Below are 18,277 nucleotides of genomic sequence, written 5' to 3'. Positions count from 1 at the left end.
GCATGCCGGCCAACTGCTTCGTCATCGGCGGCACCCGGGTCCTCACCCAGTGCGCCGCACAACTCCTCGACGCGGACGTACGGATCGAGGGAGTCTTCAGCGACGACCCCGCCGTGACCGCCTGGGCCGGTGAGCACGGGATCCCCGTGCTCGACCCGCACGGCGACCTGTCGGCGACGCTCTCGGCGCAGCCGTTCGACTACCTGTTCAGCATGGTCAACTTCCGGATCCTGCCCGCCGAGATCCTCGGCCTGCCGACCACGGCCGCGATCAACTTCCACGACGGGCCGCTGCCCCGCTACTCCGGCAGCCACGTCCCCGCCTGGGCGCTGTACGAGGGCGCGCCCCGGCACGCGGCGACCTGGCACCTGATGACCGAGGCCGTGGACGCCGGAGGTGTGCTCCTGGAGCGCTGGTTCCCCGTACGTGACCACTCCACCGCCCTGTCGCTGACCTACGAGACGGCCGAGGTGGGCATCGAGCTCTTCGCCGGTCTCGTACCGCACCTGGTGGCGCGAACCCTGCCCGAGCCGGTCGACACGAGCGACCGCGAGCGGCGGTTCTACCGGCGGTCCGCCCGGATGGCGTCCGGCGGACTCATCCACGCCGGAGTCTCCGCCGTCGAGGCCGTCCGGCTCTCCAAGGCCCTGGACTACGGCTCCTTCCCGAACCCGCTCGGGGTACCGACCCTTGTCACCGAGCAGGGCGCGGTCTTCACCCGGCAGGTCAGACTGATCCCGCGCGAGGATCCCCGTACCGAGACCACCGTGCTGTCGGTGACCACGTCGGCCATCACCCTGGCGGCCCCGGACGCCGACCTCGTACTGAGCGACTGCACCGCCGTCGACGGGAGCGCGCTGAGCGGCCAGGCAGCCGCGCAACGGCTCGGCATCGCCCCGGGCTCGCCGCTGCCCGCCGTCCCGGCCGAGCGGCTGGCGGACATCGCCGCCGCCCAGAAGGCGCTGCGGACACACGAACCCTGGTGGCGCGCACGGCTGGAGGAGCTGCGCCCCGCCCCGCTCGCCGCCGACGACTTCTCCGCGGCCGGGGCTCACTACGGCCGTTACGAGCTGGCGCTCACCCCCGGCTCGCGGGAGGAGGCGGTCGCCGTCGTCCGCGCCTTCCTCACCGCCGTGGCCGAGCGCACCGGCGAGCCGACCTTCGACTTCGCCTGGTCACCGGCGTCCGCGCGGGTCCTCGCGGAGCAGACCCATGGCATCGCCGCCGCGCGGTTCCCCGTACGGTTCGACGGCGACACCTCCCGGTCCCTTCAGGACAAGCTGGACGAGGCGGCGGCCCGTCAGGGCTACGCCAGCGACCTCGAACTCCGGCTCGGCCTGGCCGGCCGCCCGCTCGGCTCCGACGAGCCGAGCTTCACCCGCGTCATGGTGCTGGACCGCGACGCGGGGGAGGAGGCGTCCGCCGAACCGCACACCGAGATCGCGCTGCTGTGCCTGCGGGACGGCCCGCCCACCGTCTTCGTACGCGAGACGGCGATGGGGGAGGACGAGGCGCTGGAGTTCACCGAGCGGGTCGAGGACCTGGTCCTGACGGCGCTGCTCCACGGCGATGAGCCGCACCCCGAGCCCGCGGCACAGCCGGAGGCGCAGCCCGCGGTACGGCCCGAGGCGCCGGCGGCGGTACGGCCCGAGGCCCCAGTGGCGGCCGGGACCGTACTGGACCTGATCGCGGCCACCGTCGCCGACCGGCCGAGAGCGACCGCTGTCCGCAGTGGCTCCCGCACCCTGGACTACGCGGGCCTGGACGCCTGGGCGGACGCCGTCGCCGCCCGCCTGCACGACCAGGGCATCGAGTCCGGGTCGGTGGTCGGCGTACTGATGGAGCGGGATCTCCCGCTGCTCCCCGCCATGCTCGGAATCCTGCGGGCCGGGGCGGCCTTCCTGCCCCTGGACCCGGGATACCCCGTGGAGCGGCTGCGGCGGTACGTGGAGGTGTCGCGGTGCGACCTGATACTCACCGACGCCCGTACGCATGACCTCGGCATGTCGCTCGGTGACGCGCGTAGCGTGCCGGGCCCGGACGGCTCCGCGCAGGCGGTGCCGCCCCAGGTCATCGCCTCCGACCTGGCCTACCTCCTCTTCACCAGCGGGTCGACCGGCGACCCGAAGGGCGTGGAGGTCGAGCACGGGGCGCTGGCCAACTTCCTCACCGGGATCGGTGAACGCCTCGGCGTCTCGTCCGACGACACCGTGCTCGCACACACCACCGTGGCCTTCGACATCTCCCTGCTGGAGCTGTTCCTCGGGCTGACGGTCGGCGCGACGGTGGTCCTGGCCTCCCGTGAGACAGCGGCCGATCCGACCCAACTGGCCGAACTCACCACGGATGTGACGGTCGCTCAGGCGACGCCGAGTCTGTGGCGCCTGCTGCTCGGCACCGGCTGGACACCGCACGCGGAGCTCACCGTGCTCTCGGGCGGCGAGGCCCTGCCGCCCGCCACCGCCGAGCGACTGCACGAACCGGCCAGCGCCCTGTGGAACTTGTACGGCCCGACCGAGGCGACGATCTGGGCCTCGTGCCACGAGGTCACCTCGGTGGGCTCCTTCCTGCCGCTGGGCGAACCCCTGCCGAACATGGAACTCCACGTCTTGGACGGGGAGTTGGAGCAGTGCGAGACCGGAGCGACCGGCGAGCTGTACCTCTCCGGCAGCGGACTCGCCCGCGGTTACACCGGTCGGCCGGATCTGACGGAGTCCGTCTTCGTCGTCCACCCGGTGACCGGTGTACGGCTCTACCGGACCGGTGACGAGGTACGTCAGCACGCGGACGGCGCGATCGAGTGGCTCGGGCGCGGCGACGCGCAGGTGAAGGTGCGCGGCAATCGCATCGAGCCCGCGGAGATCGAGCGGGTGCTGGAGACGTTCGATGGCATCACCGCCGCCGTGGTCGTCGCGGCGCGGTTCGAGGGACGCGGCGAACCGAGGCTCACCGCCTACCTGGTGGGCGACGGTACGCCGACCAAGGCTCAGCTCGACGCGTTCGTGGGCGGCTCCCTGCCCCGCTACATGGTGCCCGACGCCTATGTCGCCCTCGACGCCCTCCCGTTGACCGACAACGGCAAGGTCGCGCGCGGCGAGCTGCCACCGCCGACGAGGGACACCGTCATCCGCTCGGACTCCGAGCCGGACCCGACGCCGACGCCGGCGCGGTCGGCGGCGCACTCGGACGCGCACTCGGACTCGGCGGCGACCGTGACGGTGACGGTAGAGGCGCTGGCGGAGTCGATCGCGGGCGTGTTCGCGGCCACGCTGGACCTCCCGGGCTTCGACGTGCACGCCAACTTCTTCGACCTGGGCGGCGATTCGGCGAACGTCACCTTCGCCGCCGTACAACTCGGCCGTGAGCTGGGCGCGTCCGTGACCGCCCCGTCGATCTTCGCCACCGGTACCCCCGTGAAGCTGGCCAGGCTGCTGGGCGCGGAGGGTGTCGTACGACTGCTCGCCCCGGAGACCGAGGACACCGCCGCCGCAGAGGACCCGACAAGGGCGCTCGCGATGGCGACGGCAAAGGCGTCGGCAAAGCCGTCGGCCGATCCCGAGCCCGCAGTGACCGACGCCGACGTATCGCCGCCGTCGCCATCGGCCCCCTCCGTGTCGACCCCCGCGGAGTCCGCCCGGCCGGCCGATGACGGCGCCCTCGCCGTCATCGGCATGGCGTGCCGGTTCCCCGGCGCCACCACACCGGACGAGTTCTGGCAGAACCTCGTCGGCGGGGTGTCCGGTGTCCGGCCCGCCCCGGACGGCAAGCGCGGCTGGGCCCACCTGTGGTCCGAGGCCGAGGCCGACGACGTGCCGATGGCCTGGGTGGACGGCGTCGAGTACTTCGACGCCGCCCGCTTCGGACTGACCGACCGCGAGGCCCGCCGCATGGACCCCCTCCAGCGGACCCTGCTCAGCGTGACGGCCGAGGCCCTGGAGAGCTGCGGCCACGACCACACGTCCCTCGGCGCCGCCACCGGCGTCTTCGTCGGAGCCATCGCGAGCGACTTCCCGGAGATCGTGGCCCGGAGCGTCGGGTACCGCGACCCGCACGTGGCGACGGGCACGGCCGCCGCCATGGTCGCCAACCGGCTGTCGCACGTCTTCGACTGGTCGGGGCCGAGTTTCGTCGTCGACACCGCCTGCTCGTCCTCCCTCGTCGCCCTGCACCAGGCGGCCATGCATCTGCGGGCGGGCGACGTGGACGCCGCCGTGGTCGGGGCCGCGAACCTGGTACTCACCCCGACCAAGACACGCTCCTTCGCCCGCAACGGGATGCTGTCCCCGCGGGGCATGTGCCGCACCTTCGACAACGACGCCGACGGCTACGTACGAGGAGAGGGCACCGGCGCCGTAGTCCTCAAGCGGCTCTCCGACGCCGAACGCGACGGTGATCCCGTACTCGCCGTGATCCGGGGCACCGCCGTCAACCACACGGGAGGCAGTGCCGGCTTCCTCACCGCACCCAGCAGGCCGGCCCAGGAAGCGGTGCTGCGCAAGGCACTCGCCGGCTCCGGTCGTACGGCGGCCGACATCGGCTACATCGAGGCGCACGGCACCGGAACCCAGCTGGGCGACCTCATCGAACTCGAAGCCCTGCACGCGGTGTTGGGCGAGCCGGCCGGGCGGCGGCCGGTCGCGGTGGGCTCGGTGAAGACCAACATCGGTCATCTGGAACCCGCGGCGGGCATCGCCGGACTGATCAAGACGATCCTGGCGCTCCAAGCGGGCCACATCCCGCCGTCGTTGAACTTCCGCACCCCGAACAAGTCCTTCGACTTCGACGCATCACCCCTGTTCGTGGCCGACCGGCTGCTGCCGTGGGGCCCCGGCCCGCGCGTCGCGGGAATCAGCAGCTTCGGCTTCGGCGGCGCGAACGCCCACGCGGTGATCGAGGCGGGACCCGTCGGCGCGCCGGACGGTACGGACCCCGGTCCGCGCCTGCTGATCCTCTCCGCGGGATCGGACGACGCACTGCGCATCCTGGCCCACCGGCTCGTACTGATGCTGCGCTCCGCGTACTGCCCGTCCCTGGACGAGCTGAGCGAGGCGAGCCGGCGACGGCCCGTCGCCGCGCACCGGCTGGCCTGTGTGGCGGACAGCGTCGAGCAACTGGAGGACAAGCTGCGGCTGTTCCTCGCCGGAGTCACGGACATTCGCTCCCTCCACGTGGGGGTGACAGCCGAGACCGGCACCACGGAGGCGATCGGTGAAGGAGCTGGCCGGGAGACCCTCGCCGAGGCCGCCCGCGCGTTCGTCGCAGGTGCGGCCCTGCCCGCCGGGCGGCGGCGCCGGGCAGGCGTACGGTTCCCGACCGCGCCGCACGCGGAGAGGTACCTCTGGCTGGAACCCGCCGAGCAGCCGAACGCGCCTGTACGCGATGGCTCGTCCGGCCGTACGGAGAGCACGTGGACGGAGCACCCGGAGGCCGCGGAGCACTTGGTGCTCGGCAGGCCGACACTGCCCGGCGCCGGATACCCCGGCAAGGTGGCCGAGCTCATCGGCCAGGACCGGTTCGGTCTGCGGGACCTCACCTTCCGGGCGGCCGTCGAGGCCCCCACGACCCTCACCGCCGAACGCGACAACAGCACGATCGCCTTCCGCGACGGCACCGGCGCCCTCGTCTGCACCGCCGAGTTGACCGGATCGGAGCAGGCGACACTCGACCCCGCGGCCACCACCGACGGCTTCACCGCCGTCGCCGTCGACGCGATGTACGACGCGTTCGAACGCACCGGACTCGGCTACGGCACCGGCTTCCGGACCGTGTCCATGCTGTCCGTGGCGCCAGGCCAGGCGATGGGTGTGCTGCGCGGCGAGGTGCGGACCGCCGACGCGGTGGACACCCGGCTCCTCGACGGCGCCTTCCAGATCGCGCTCGCCGCGTGTGGCGCGCAAGGGCTGTACGTGCCGTTCACCATCGAACGGCTCAGTGTCCTCGGCCGGATTCCCGACACCGCCCGGGTGTACGCCCGGCGGGACCGGGACACCGGGCCGGACTCCGGTCTGCTGACCGCGAGCCTGGTGGTTCTCGACGGCGACGAACCCGTGCTGGAAGCCCGGGGGGTCACCTGGAAGCGGCTCTCCCAGGCGCCGTCGCCGGAGAGCACGGGAGGCGACGCGCGGAACGGTCACCGTACCGCGACGCCCTCGTCGCCGACTCCGCCCCAGGCCACGGCCCCGGCCCCGGCGCATGTGTCCAACGGACGGCGTCCGGTGCCGGCTCCCGGCGGACCTGCGGCCGGAGGTCTGGACGCGGCCCTGGCCCAATGGGTGGCGGCCGCCCTGGAGTTGGACGTCGACGAGCTGGAGACGGACCGGCCGCTCCAGGAGCAGGGGCTCGATTCGATGCTCGCGGTCTCGCTGGCCCAGGACATCCGGGCCAAGCTGGACGTGGACATACCCGTGACGCTGGTCCTGGAGGTCGGCACGGTCGACCGCCTGGCCGCCGAGCTGAGGGACGAGTACGGGGCCAACTCGGCGCCTGCCGACGCGGACTCCCCGGACACGGCCGCTGCTCCGGGGGCCGCGTCCGAGGACGAGTCTGTCGAACCCGCGCCGCCACCGGAGCCGGTTCAGGCCGGGGGCCCGGCCCAGGTGCGGGAGGCCGAGCCGCCTGTCAGGCCGGTGGGCGGCGACGCGGATCCGCACGACATCGCCATCATCGGCTTCGACGGCGTGTTTCCGAACGCCGCGAACACCGACGAGCTGTGGCGGGTACTGCTGGAGGGCGTGGACTGCCTGAGCGAGGTGCCCGCGTCCCGCTGGGACATCGACTCGTACTACGGCACGGAGGGCAAGCCAGGCACCGTCTACCTCAGGCGCGCCGGCTTCGTTGAAGGGCTGACCGACTTCGACGCCGGGTTCTTCCGGCTGTCGCCCGCCGAGGCGGAGTGGATCGACCCCCAGCAGCGTCATCTCGTCCAGTCTGCCTGGCGGGCCCTGGAGGACGCCGGCCTGGCGGGCAACACCCCACGGTCCACCGGTGTGTTCGTGGGCGCCAGCTACCAGCACTACCGCGACATGGTCGTCGGCGACGTCGTACAGACGGCGGCGGGACTGGGCAACCACAACGCGATCCTCGCGAACAGGGTGAGCTACTTCCTGGATCTGCACGGGCCGAGCATGACGATCGACACCTTGTGCTCGTCGTCGTTGGTGGCTTTGCACACGGCGGTGCGGAGTATCCGTGACGGGGAATGCGAACAGGCCATCGTCGCCGGCGTACACCTGGCGATGTCACCGCAGTACTTCCAACTGGGCGCACGACTCCGGTCGTTCTCACCCTCCAATGCCCTGCGGCCGTTTGATGCGGGGGCGGATGGGTTTGTGCCGGGGGAGGGTGTGGTGACGGTGGTGGTGAAGTCGTTGGGTGCGGCGTTGCGTGATGGGGATCGGGTGCGGGGTGTGGTGCGGGGGAGTGCGGTGAATCATGGTGGTCGTACGAGTGGGTTGACGGTGCCGAGTAGTGGGGCGCAGCAGGAGGTTGTGGTTGCGGCGTTGGGGGATGCGGGGGTGTCGGTGGAGTCGATTGGTTTGGTGGAGGCGCATGGGACGGGGACGGGTTTGGGTGATCCGATTGAGGTGGAGGGGTTGTCGCGTGCGTGGCGTGGGGTGACGGGGCGGTCGCAGTTTTGTGCGATTGGTTCGTTGAAGGGGAATGTGGGTCATTTGGAGCCGGCGGCTGGGTTGGCCGGTTTGGTGAAGGTGTTGTTGGCGATGGAGCGGGGTGTGGTTCCGCCGTCGTTGCATGTGGTGCGGCCGAATGATCACATTCGTTTTGAGGAGTCGCCGTTCTATCTGGCTGATCGTGCGGTGGCGTGGCCTCGGGGTGGGGAGCCTCGTCGTGCCGCGGTGAGCGCGTTCGGTATGGGCGGGGTGAACGCCCATGTGATCCTCGAAGAGGCGCCTGTGCGGGAAGTGCGGGAGACATCGCCGCAGGACTCGTATGTGGTGCGGGTGAGTGCCGCGGATGAAACGGCGTTGAGGGCCCTCGCCGACTCGTACGCGGAGGCTCTGATCGACACGTCGGAGGACGAGGTCGGAGACTTCGCGTTCACGGCCAACACCGGCCGCGCCGCCCACCGTTACGGCGTCGCGGTGCGGGGTGCCGATGCCCGTGAACTCGCCGCCGGACTGAAGGATGTCGCGACGAGTCGCGACGCTCTGCCCCGGAAGGGCGGCAAGGCCCAGCCTGCGGCCTTCATGTTTACGGGGCAGGGTTCGCAGTATGCGGGTATGGGGCGTGGTTTGTATGGGGTGGAGCCGGTGTTCCGGGCTGCGTTGGATGAGTGTGCGGGGTTGTTGGTGGGGCATGTGGATGTGCCGTTGGGTGAGTTGTTGTTCGGTGAGGTGGGGGGTCGGTTGGATCGGACGCGGTATGCGCAGCCGGCGATTGTGAGTGTGCAGGTGGGGTTGGTGCGGTGGCTGGAGTCGGTGGGGGTGCGTCCGGATGTGGTGGTGGGTCATAGTCTGGGTGAGCTGACGGCGGCGTGGGCGGCGGGTGTGCTGGATCTGCGGGATCTGCTGGAACTGACCGCGTTGCGTGGGCGGTTGATGGAGTCGCAGCCGGATGACGGCACCATGGCGGTGGTTCATGCGGATGCCGAGGCTGTGCTCGCTGCTGTTGCTGATCATCCGGGGGTGGAGATCGCGGCGTTCAACGCGCGTCGATCGGTGACGATCACAGGCCCGGCAGACGCGGTGGAGCGGTTCTGCCAGGATTCCGGTCTCCGCACACAGAAGTTGACGGTGAGTCATGCGTTCCATTCGGCGGCGATGCAAGGTGCGGTCGCCCCGTTCGTGGAGGCGGTGGCAGGCCGGGCGCTTTCGGCTCCGGCGATCGGGTTCGCGTCCACAGTCACCGGAGGTTGGCACAACGCCGAGACAGCATCCGACCCGGACTACTGGGGCAAGGCCATCCGCGAGCCGGTGCGCTTCTCCCAGGCGTTGACGACGTTGGCCGAGGTCGGCCCGGCGGTGGTGTGGGAGATCGGTTCCCATCCCCAACTGACCTCGCTCGCCCGCACGTCGTGGGGCGAGACACAGCCGCTGTGGCTCAGCACCCTGCGCCGCGAGCGCACCGATCAGATCCAGCTCCACGGCGCGGTCGCCAACCACTACAACCACACCCGCACCGATCTCGACTGGGCCGGTCTGCACCAGGGCAAGGGCCGGCGCACCACCACCATCCCCACCTACCCCTTCAACCGACAGGACCTGGCCGCCCCGCCCGTCCGCCGCGGCAGCACGGAGAAAAGCGCCCTCAGCCACCCGCTGTTCGACCGTCACTACGAGCACCAGAGCGAGGGACAGTGACGCATCCGGCCGAGACATACGAGAAGACATTCACTGGCCAGGAGCCCTTCATCGCCCAGCACCGCTCCGCGGGCACCGGGCTGTTGCCGGCAGCGGTGCAGCTGGAGATGGCGATGGTGGGGGTCGCCCGGCGGCGGCCTTTCACCCCGCTGGAGCTCACCGACGTCACCTTCCTGCGCCCCCTGACCATCGCCGACGACGCGGCGGCTCCTGTCCGGCTCGATGTGTCCTTCGGCCCGCGGACCCGCTTCGAGCTGAGCACGGTGGTGGCCGGCGACCGCAAGCCGCTGTCCACCGGTACCGGCCGACTGCTCCCGGACGCCGTCCCGGCCCAACCCGCAGGTATCGGCGGGCAGATGACGGGCGGGCGGACGATCACCCCGGAGCGGCTGTACGAAAGCTGGGCGCGTGAAGGGCTGCTGTACGGTCCCGACTTCCGTACCGTCCGCCAACTCACCGTCGGCGACGGCGGCATGGCCGGCGCCACCCTGCGGTCCGACGCCGAGCCCGTGCCCTGGTACGCCCATCCGCTGCTGGTGGACGGTGTGTTCCAGGTCGTCAGCTGCGCGCTCCAGGACCTCACGGGAGAGACCGGCCCGTATCCGATGCTGCCGATCGGCGTCGCCCGGATCGCCGTCCTCGCCGATCTCTCGGTCCTGTCGGCGGGTGTGACCGTCCTGGTGCGCCGGACCGGTGTCGACGGCGCGTACGCGACCGCGGACGCCCAGCTGCTCGGGCAATCGGGCGAGGTCGTCGCGGAGTTCGAGGGGCTACGGATGCGCCGTACGGCGGCCGTGTCGCGACCGGCGGTCGCCCCGGCCCCGCCGCGGGCGGACGTACCGCGGGCGGAGACGCTGCCCATCACCCGGATCGACTGGCGGCCCGCGCCCGCGACCGACGAGCGGCACGACCCGCCGGCCGGCACCTGGGTGGTGCTGCACAACGGAGGCACGGGCAGCCTGGGTGAGCGCGCCGCCCGGCAACTGCGGGCCGCTGGAGCCCGGGTGGTGGAGGTCGGCGTCGGACCGTCCGGGGCAGAGGCAGAGGCAGAGGCACAGACGCACGACCGCGATCGGCGGATGCTCGCGCGGCCGGACGAGGAGGCGTTCCGGCGGCTCTGGGCGGAGGTCGGGGACCCGGTCGCGGGTGTGGTGCACCTGTGGAACGCCGGCGATGTGCCCGATGTGCCCGACGGCTCTGCGGGCGATGAGGCGGAGCTCCGTCTCGGCCTGTACGGCTGCCTGGCCGCCCTGCGGACCCTCGGCGAGCGGCAGCGCAAGTCCCGCTTCCTCACGGTGACCAGGGACGGGCAGCGGGTCGCGAACGGCGACCTGCCGGTGCCCGCGCGCGCCGCCCTGTGGGGCTTCGTCCGCACCGCCGCCATCGAGTACCCGGGTTTCCGCCCGCGCCTCATCGACATCGACCAGCACTCCGACGACACGCTCCGCGCGGTCCTGGCAGAGCTGGGCGCGGCCGGCGGCCCCACCGAAGTCGGCTACCGGCAGGGCGTCCGCCACGTACCCGTCCGGGTGCGTGACCGCTCGGTGTACACCGCGCCCCATGGCGGCGACGGGCCGATCAGGCGAGGAGGCAGCTACCTCGTCCTCGGCGGGCACGGCGGGCTGGGCCTGGAGGTCGCCGACCGGTTCGCACGGGAGGGTGCCGGAGCCGTCGCACTGGTCAGCCGTTCAGGAGGGACCGGAGCCGGCCACGACCGGACGGCCGCGATCGGCGCGCACGGGTGCGAGGTCGCGTCCTACAGCGCGGACGTGACGACCCCCGGCGCCCTGGCGGCAGTGGTGGAACGCTTTCGCGCGGAGTACGGCGAGTTGCACGGCGTGGTCCATGCGGCCGGCACGCTCAAGGACGGGCTGATCCGCAGCGCCACCGCCGGGGACATCGCGGCGGTGATGCGGCCGAAGGCCGACGGCGTCCGAGAGCTGGCCAGTGCGGTGGCCGGGCAGGACCTGGACTTCGCCGTGCTGTTCGCGTCGGTCTCCGGCACGTTCGGCAACCTCGGGCAGGGCGGGTACGCCGCTGCCAACGCCTACCTGGACGCCTTCGCGCAGACGCACGGCTCACCGTGGCTGAGCGTCGCCTGGGGCCTGTGGGGCGAGGTCGGCATGGGCACGGCCGTCGCGGAACAGCTGCGGCGGCGCGGAGTCCGGCCGTTGGACACCGCGGAGGGCCTGGACGCCTTGATCGCCCTCCTGGGGGCGGCAGAAGACCCCCGCCAGGTGGTCGTCGCCCACCCGGACGCCGGCGATGTGGTGGTCGAGCCCGAAGACGGCCCGACGCCGGCAACGGCGGGCGTACAAGACGCTGTTGGTTCGACCGGTGCGGACGACGGGGAGCGTGTCGGGGGAGCACTGGAACGGTTCCTCGCGGATCGGCTGGGCGTCACGTCCTTCGACCGCGACACCCCGCTGTCGGACTACGGCATGAGCTCGATCATGAGCGTCGAGCTGTCGGAGGAACTGTCCAGCAGATGGGGCATTCACCTTCCGGCCACGCTCTTTCTGGAGTACGGCGAGTTCGCGGAACTCGTCGAGGCGTTGACCGGCCGTTACGGCGCCGGAGCGGCCGTAGCGGTCGCGGCGCCGGAGACCCGCGAGACTGCCGAGCCCGAGACCGTGGAGACCGGTGAGACCGCCGGGCCCCTCCCAGCCGCCTCCCCGACCCCCCCGCGCCCTCGACGGCGCGCAGCCACCGGCCGCGACGCGGACGTCGCGATCGTCGCCGTGTCCGGAGATCTCCCTGGCGCGGTCGGCGGTGTGGCGGAGCTGTGGCCGCTGCTCCGCTCGGGCGGCCACGCGTTCACCGAGGTGCCGTCCGAACGCTGGGACATCGACGCCCACTTCGAGCCACGCGGTTCGCGAATGACGGGCACCTACTGCCGGACCGGCGCCTTCGTCACCGGTATCGACCGCTTCGATCCGGCCTTCTTCGGCATCTCCGTACGCGAGGCCGAGGAGATGGACGTACAGCAGAAGCTGCTCCTGGAGCACGCCTGGACGGTGCGGGACGACAGCGGTCTCGCCGGCCGCCGCGACATCGGCGTCTTCGTCGGCGCCACCTACACCCATCACCGCGACGCGCAGGGGCTGGAGACCGTCGGACCGCACACCGCGCTCGGCTCGATGAACGCGGTGCTGGCCAACCGGATCTCGTACGTCCTTGACCTGACCGGCCCTTCGCAGACCGTCGACACCCTGTGCTCGTCGTCCCTCGTCGCCATTCAGCAGGCGGTCGCCGCCCTGCGCGCGGGACAGTGCGGCGCCGCGATCGTGGCCGCCTGCCAGGTCGGTCTGACGCCGTGGTACTACCGCAGCCTCAGCCAGCTCGGCGCCCTGTCCGGCACCCGGCCGCGGCCCTTCGACGAGCGGGCCGACGGATTTCTGCCGGGCGAAGGCACGCTGGCCGTGATGCTCAAGCCGCTCGCCACCGCCGAACGGGACGGCGACAGGATCTGGGGCGTCATCCGCGGTACGGCCGTCAACCATGGAGGTCGCGGCAGCGCACTTCCGGTGCCCCGCAGCGAGGCCCAGGCGGCGGTCGTACGGGCGGCACTTGACGACGCCGGACTTGCCCCGGCGGACGTCTCCCTGATCGAGACGCACGGTACGGCGACCCGGCTCGGCGACCCGATCGAGATCGCCGCGCTGACCGAGGTGTTCGGCGGCGACCCGGACCGTGGCGAGCCCTGCCACATCGGCACGGTGAAGGGGAACATCGGGCACCTGGAGCCCGCGGCCGGACTCGCCGGCCTGGTGAAGGTTCTGCTGTGTCTGAGGCATGGGGAGATCCCGCCCGTCGCCGGTTTCGAGACTCCAAGCAGCCATCTGGACCTGTCCGCCGGGCCGTTCGTGATCCCCGTCGAGCCACAGCCGTGGACCTCGGACGGACCGCGCCGGGCGGGAGTGAGCTCGTTCGGCATGGGAGGGACCAACGCGCACATCGTCGTGGAGGAGTACGCGGAGGAGTCCGGTGGGGAGTACGCCGAGGAGACAGGTACGGCCGGGGCCGTACCGGACGAGCATCTGCTGGTCCTGTCGGCGCACACCCCGGACTCCCTCGCCCGGCGCATGGCCGACGTCCGGCCGCTGCTGCGACAGGAGAACGCGGCGCCTCTGAGCGCCTTGTGCCGTTCCAGCGCCGTCGGACGCGATCACCAGGCGTACCGGGTCGCCGTCCTGGGAGCCACGGCCGACGAACTGAGCGCCGGACTGGGCGAGGCGCTGCGCCTCGCGGACCGGGCGCACGGCGCTGTCCTACGCGGCGGAGCGGTGCTTGACAGCGCGTCGACCGTGCTCAGCGGGGCGGCCTTCCGGTACGTGGGCGGCTCCACCGTCGACTGGACCACCGTGTACCCCGACCCGTCGGGACCCCGCCCGGCCCTCCCGCCCTATCCGTTCGGCTCACGAGCCGAGGCACCGGACGCGGCAGAGGAAACACCTGACACGGCCGAAGTCGTACGGCGCCTCTCACGCGCCCACCGCGTTCTGGGCGAGGAGACCGTACCCGGAGCGCTGCCGGTGGCCCTCGGTCTGCGGACGAGCCGCGCACTGCGGCAGATCACCTTCACCGGTCGGGGGACCGGAGACCACCCCCTCACCAGCGACCTGGACGACCCCACCCGTACCGGGCCGGCCACCTTCCGGCACGCCGACCGGGTCATCGCCAGGCTCACCACCACCGCCGAAGCCCCGGCCTCACCGCCCGCCACCGTGGACCTCGACACCCTGCGGACCGACCTCGACCGCACGCTGGAACCGGCAGGCCTCTACGCCTGGTTCGCGGCCAAGGGTATGGAACTGACCGAGCGGTTGCGGTCCGTTGCCGAGATTCACTACGGACCCGGCAGGGTCCTCGCGCGGATCGACGTTCCGTCCGGCAGCACTCTGGAGGCGGAGGCGGTGGCTCTCGACGCCGCCCTCCAGGCCATGGCCGTACTCACGTTGGCGGATCCCGCCGCGCCGTCGGCCACCTATCTGCCGGTCTCCATCGACCGGGCCGTGTGCTGGGGGGACGCGGCGCGGACGGCCTTCGTACTGCTCGAAGGCGCCGAGCCCGACAGCGACGGCACGCGACGCGGCGACGCGTCGCTGCTCGCGGCCGACGGCCGGGTGCTGGTCCGGCTCGACGACATCGAGTACCGCACCGTGGCGGGGAACGCCGGGAGCGCCCCGCACACCGAGAGCGCCGCGAACGGCACCTCACCGTCCACTCCCGCCCGCCGGGCGCCGCGGGCAGCCGTGGCGGAGGCGGCGATCCTCGCGGTGGTAAGGAACGTCCTCCACGACCCCGGTGTCACGGCGACCACCTCACTGTCCACCGTGGGCCTCGACTCCATGCTGGCGACCGCCATAGCGGCCGACGTCGAGGCGGCGTACGGAGTGAAGCTGAGCCCGACGGACGTACTGGACGCCGCGGACACCCGCACTCTCGCCGCGCACGTCGCCGAACTGGCGGGTGACGGCGTGTTCGCCACGTCCACGGCGGACGAGCGGCCCGTGGCACGCCACACCGCGCACGACCAGGACCAGGACATCGCCGTCATCGGGCTGGCCCTGGCGCTCCCCGGCGCCCCCGACCCGGAACGGTTCTGGTCGCTGCTCGCCCACTCCGGCGAGGAGATCCGGCCGGCTCCTGCCCACCGCTGGGGCCGGTACGCCGACGGGCAGGAGCCCGATGTCGGCGGATTCCTCGACAACGTCGAGGAGTTCGACGCCCGGTTCTTCGACTTCTTCCCCAAGCAGGCCGAAGCGCTCGACCCCCAGGCCCGCTGGCTGCTCCGTACGACCTGGGAGGCGCTGGAGTCCGCCGGCCTGCCGCCGCGCCAACTGTCCCCGGCCACCGGTGTGTTCGTGGGCGCCAGTTACCAGCACTACAAGGAGTACAACCTCTCGCCCGAACTGGACGCGCCGAGCGGCCTGGGCAACCACAACGCGTTCCTCGCGAACAGGGTGAGCTTCTTCCTGGATCTGCGGGGGCCGAGCATGACGATCGACACGTTGTGTTCGTCGTCGTTGGTGGCTTTGCACACGGCGGTGCGGAGTATCCGTGACGGCGAGTGTGAACAGGCCATCGTCGCCGGTGTTCGGGTCGCCCTGTCCCCGCTGCACTACGTCGCGATGAAGAACCTGCGCGCACTCTCCCCGTCGGGAGCGTCCCGGCCGTTTGATGCGGGGGCGGATGGGTTTGTGCCGGGGGAGGGTGTGGTGACGGTGGTGGTGAAGCCGTTGGGTGCGGCGTTGCGTGATGGGGATCGGGTGCGGGGTGTGGTGCGGGGGAGTGCGGTGAATCATGGTGGTCGTACGAGTGGGTTGACGGTGCCGAGTAGTGGGGCGCAGCAGGAGGTTGTGGTTGCGGCGTTGGGGGATGCGGGGGTGTCGGTGGAGTCGATTGGTTTGGTGGAGGCGCATGGGACGGGGACGGGTTTGGGTGATCCGATTGAGGTGGAGGGGTTGTCGCGTGCGTGGCGTGGGGTGACGGGGCGGTCGCAGTTTTGTGCGATTGGTTCGTTGAAGGGGAATGTGGGTCATTTGGAGCCGGCGGCTGGGTTGGCCGGCTTGGTGAAGGTGTTGCTGGCGATGGAACATGAGTCGGTCCCGCCGTCGTTGCATGTGGTGCGGCCGAACGATCACATCCGTTTTGAGGAGTCGCCGTTCTATCTGGCTGATCGTGCGGTGGCGTGGCCTCGGGGTGGGGAGCCTCGTCGTGCCGCGGTGAGCGCGTTCGGTATGGGCGGGGTGAACGCCCATGTCATCGTGGAAGAGGCACCCTTGCTGCCGGTGCGGGAGACATCGCCGCAGGACTCGCACGTTGTTCGGGTCAGCGCCGCTGACGAGACCGCGCTACGAGCCCTCGCCGGCGCCTACGCCGAACGGTTCGACACGGCACGCGACGACCGGGAGACCGCCGACCTCTGCCACACCGCCAACACCGGCCGCTCCCCAATGGAGTTCCAGACCGCGGTGCACGGACGTGACTCCGCCGAGCTCGCCGCCGCCCTGCGCTCCGTCGCCGCCGGCAGCGTTCCGGTGGCTCGCGTCGACATCGACCTGACCGGTTCGACCGACGGGGAGCTTCGCCCCGCCGACGTCGTTGAGTTGGTCAGGACGGGGTACGCGCACATCGACTGGGCCTCGCTCTCCGCCAAGGGCGCCCGCGTCACGGACCTCCCCACCTATCCGTTCGCCCGGGGGTCGTACTGGCGCACCATGGACCCCGCTGTCGTGCCGGCCCCGGCAGGCGCGGGCGCCGAGGCGGTACGTATGGAGTGGCGCGCCCGAGAACTGGCGCCCGCGCCCGTGGCCGGGCCGGCCACCGTACGTCTGGTCACCGCCGACCCCGAGATCGGCCGTGCGCTGACGACGGCCCTCCGGGACCTGAGCGTGACCGTGGTCGAGCCCGGTGGAAAGGCGGACGCGACCATCGTGGTCGACGCCCCGCGCGGCGGACCGGGCCAGGGCGGCGGGCCCGTCGAACTGAGCGGCTTCTGGGCCGAGTTGGGCGGTCTGATGAAGACCCTGCCCGCGCACGGGAGACTGCTCTGGGCCGGATTCCACGATGTGGCCGTACATCCCGGCGAGCGCGCGGGCTTGTCCCCCGAGCGGGCCGCCATGGCCATGGCCGTACGGGCCGCTGGGGCCGAGAACCGTAAGCCCGCCGCCGTTGTCCACCTGGACCCGGCCGACCCGGCCGAGGTGCACGCCGTCCGCCTGGCGGCCGAGTACGCCGCCCTGAGCACCGGCCCGGCTGCCGGGGCCGACGCCGGCACGGTGGTCGCCGCCTACCGGCGAGGCGTCAGATATACCCCGGAGCCGGTGCCCGCGCAGGCTGGCCCGCCGTACACCTTGCCGGCCTCCGGGTACTACCTGGTCACCGGAGGACTGGGCGCCGTGGGGCTGCGTCTGACCGAGCGGCTGATCGACCGGGGAGCCAGGCGGATCGGCATCATCGGCCGTTCGGTCGTCGATGCCCAAAGCTCCGCCCCCCTGCGGGAGTTGGCGAGGCGCGCCGAGGTCGAGTACCTGGCCTGTGACGTGTCCGACCCTGCCGCGCTCGCGGCTGTGGCCGGGCAGTTCGGCCGGCGCTGGGGTCGGCTGACCGGCATCGTGCACTCGTCCGGCGGCGTCAACCCCTTCGGGGCGATGCACCGCCGGACCTGGGGTGACGCCGAGAAGGTCCTCGCCCCCAAGGTCCCAGGATCGCTCAACGTCGTACGGCTGGCGAAGGAACAGGGCGCCGACTTCACCGTTCTGGTGTCATCGATCGCCGGCACGCAGGCGACGGCCGGCCGGGGCCTGGTCGACTACAGTCTCGCCAACGCCTACCAACTGGCCCTCGCCGAACGGGAGAACGACGCCGTCACCACGGTCACCGCACACGCGTGGCCCAACTGGACCGGTATCGGCATGAAGGCGGACGCGTCGTTCTCCGCCACGTACTCGGTCAGCGCCGAGCAGGCGCTGGACGCCTTCTTCGACCACCTGCGGTCGGGTGGCGCCGTGATCTTCCCGGGAAGCGCTCCCGCCGTCCCGCCGGAGGCCGTCGAACTCGCCCCGCCCGCCGAGACCATGGCGTCGGTGGCGCCCACCGGGCGGGACGTCGCGGGGATGCGCGCACGGGTCCGCGACGCCTTCGTCCAAGTGCTGGGGGAGGACCCCGGAGACCGTCCCCTCCAGACGCTCGGGCTGGACTCGCTCGTCATCGCCGAACTGACCACGGCCCTTGAGCAGCGCAGCGCGCTGACCGTTGATCCGTCGCTGCTGATGCGGGCGCGTACGGCCGACGAGATCGCGGCGGACCTCGCCGCCCACGAGGCGCCGAGCTCCCACCATCCGCCGGCCCCCACCCCCGACATCGAGTCCGCGCCCACCTCCGCGCTGAGCGCCTTGCTGCGTCCTCTGCTCGTCCACGACGGACAGCGGGGGCGGGAACAGTCATGACCCGGG

General features: G+C 71.8%; 2 protein-coding genes. Both read left to right on the top strand.

The window, feature by feature from the left end; genetic code table 11:
* Window positions 1–2 precede the first annotated feature (2 nt).
* Entirely contained in the window at window positions 3–9,317 is a 9,315-nt protein-coding gene (locus tag OIE74_RS02805) for a polyketide synthase (protein WP_329378022.1), read from the top strand.
* A complete protein-coding gene (locus tag OIE74_RS02800; protein WP_329378020.1) occupies window positions 9,314–18,271 on the top strand; it encodes an SDR family NAD(P)-dependent oxidoreductase in 8,958 nt (2,985 codons plus the stop codon). Before OIE74_RS02805 ends, OIE74_RS02800 begins: the two co-directional genes overlap by 4 nt.
* The last annotated feature ends 6 nt before the right edge of the window (window positions 18,272–18,277 follow it).

Origin of the sequence: Streptomyces sp. NBC_01716, from assembly GCF_036248275.1 — a bacterium.
Classification (GTDB): Bacteria; Actinomycetota; Actinomycetes; order Streptomycetales; family Streptomycetaceae; genus Streptomyces.
Note: the sequence above shows the minus strand (reverse complement) of the source record. Positions and strands in the feature narration are given on the sequence as shown.

Bases quoted from the DNA above. Each gene is read 5' to 3' on its own strand.
- OIE74_RS02805 (WP_329378022.1), top strand. From the start codon at position 3: ATGCCGGCCAACTGCTTCGTCATCGGCGGCACCCGGGTCCTCACCCAG.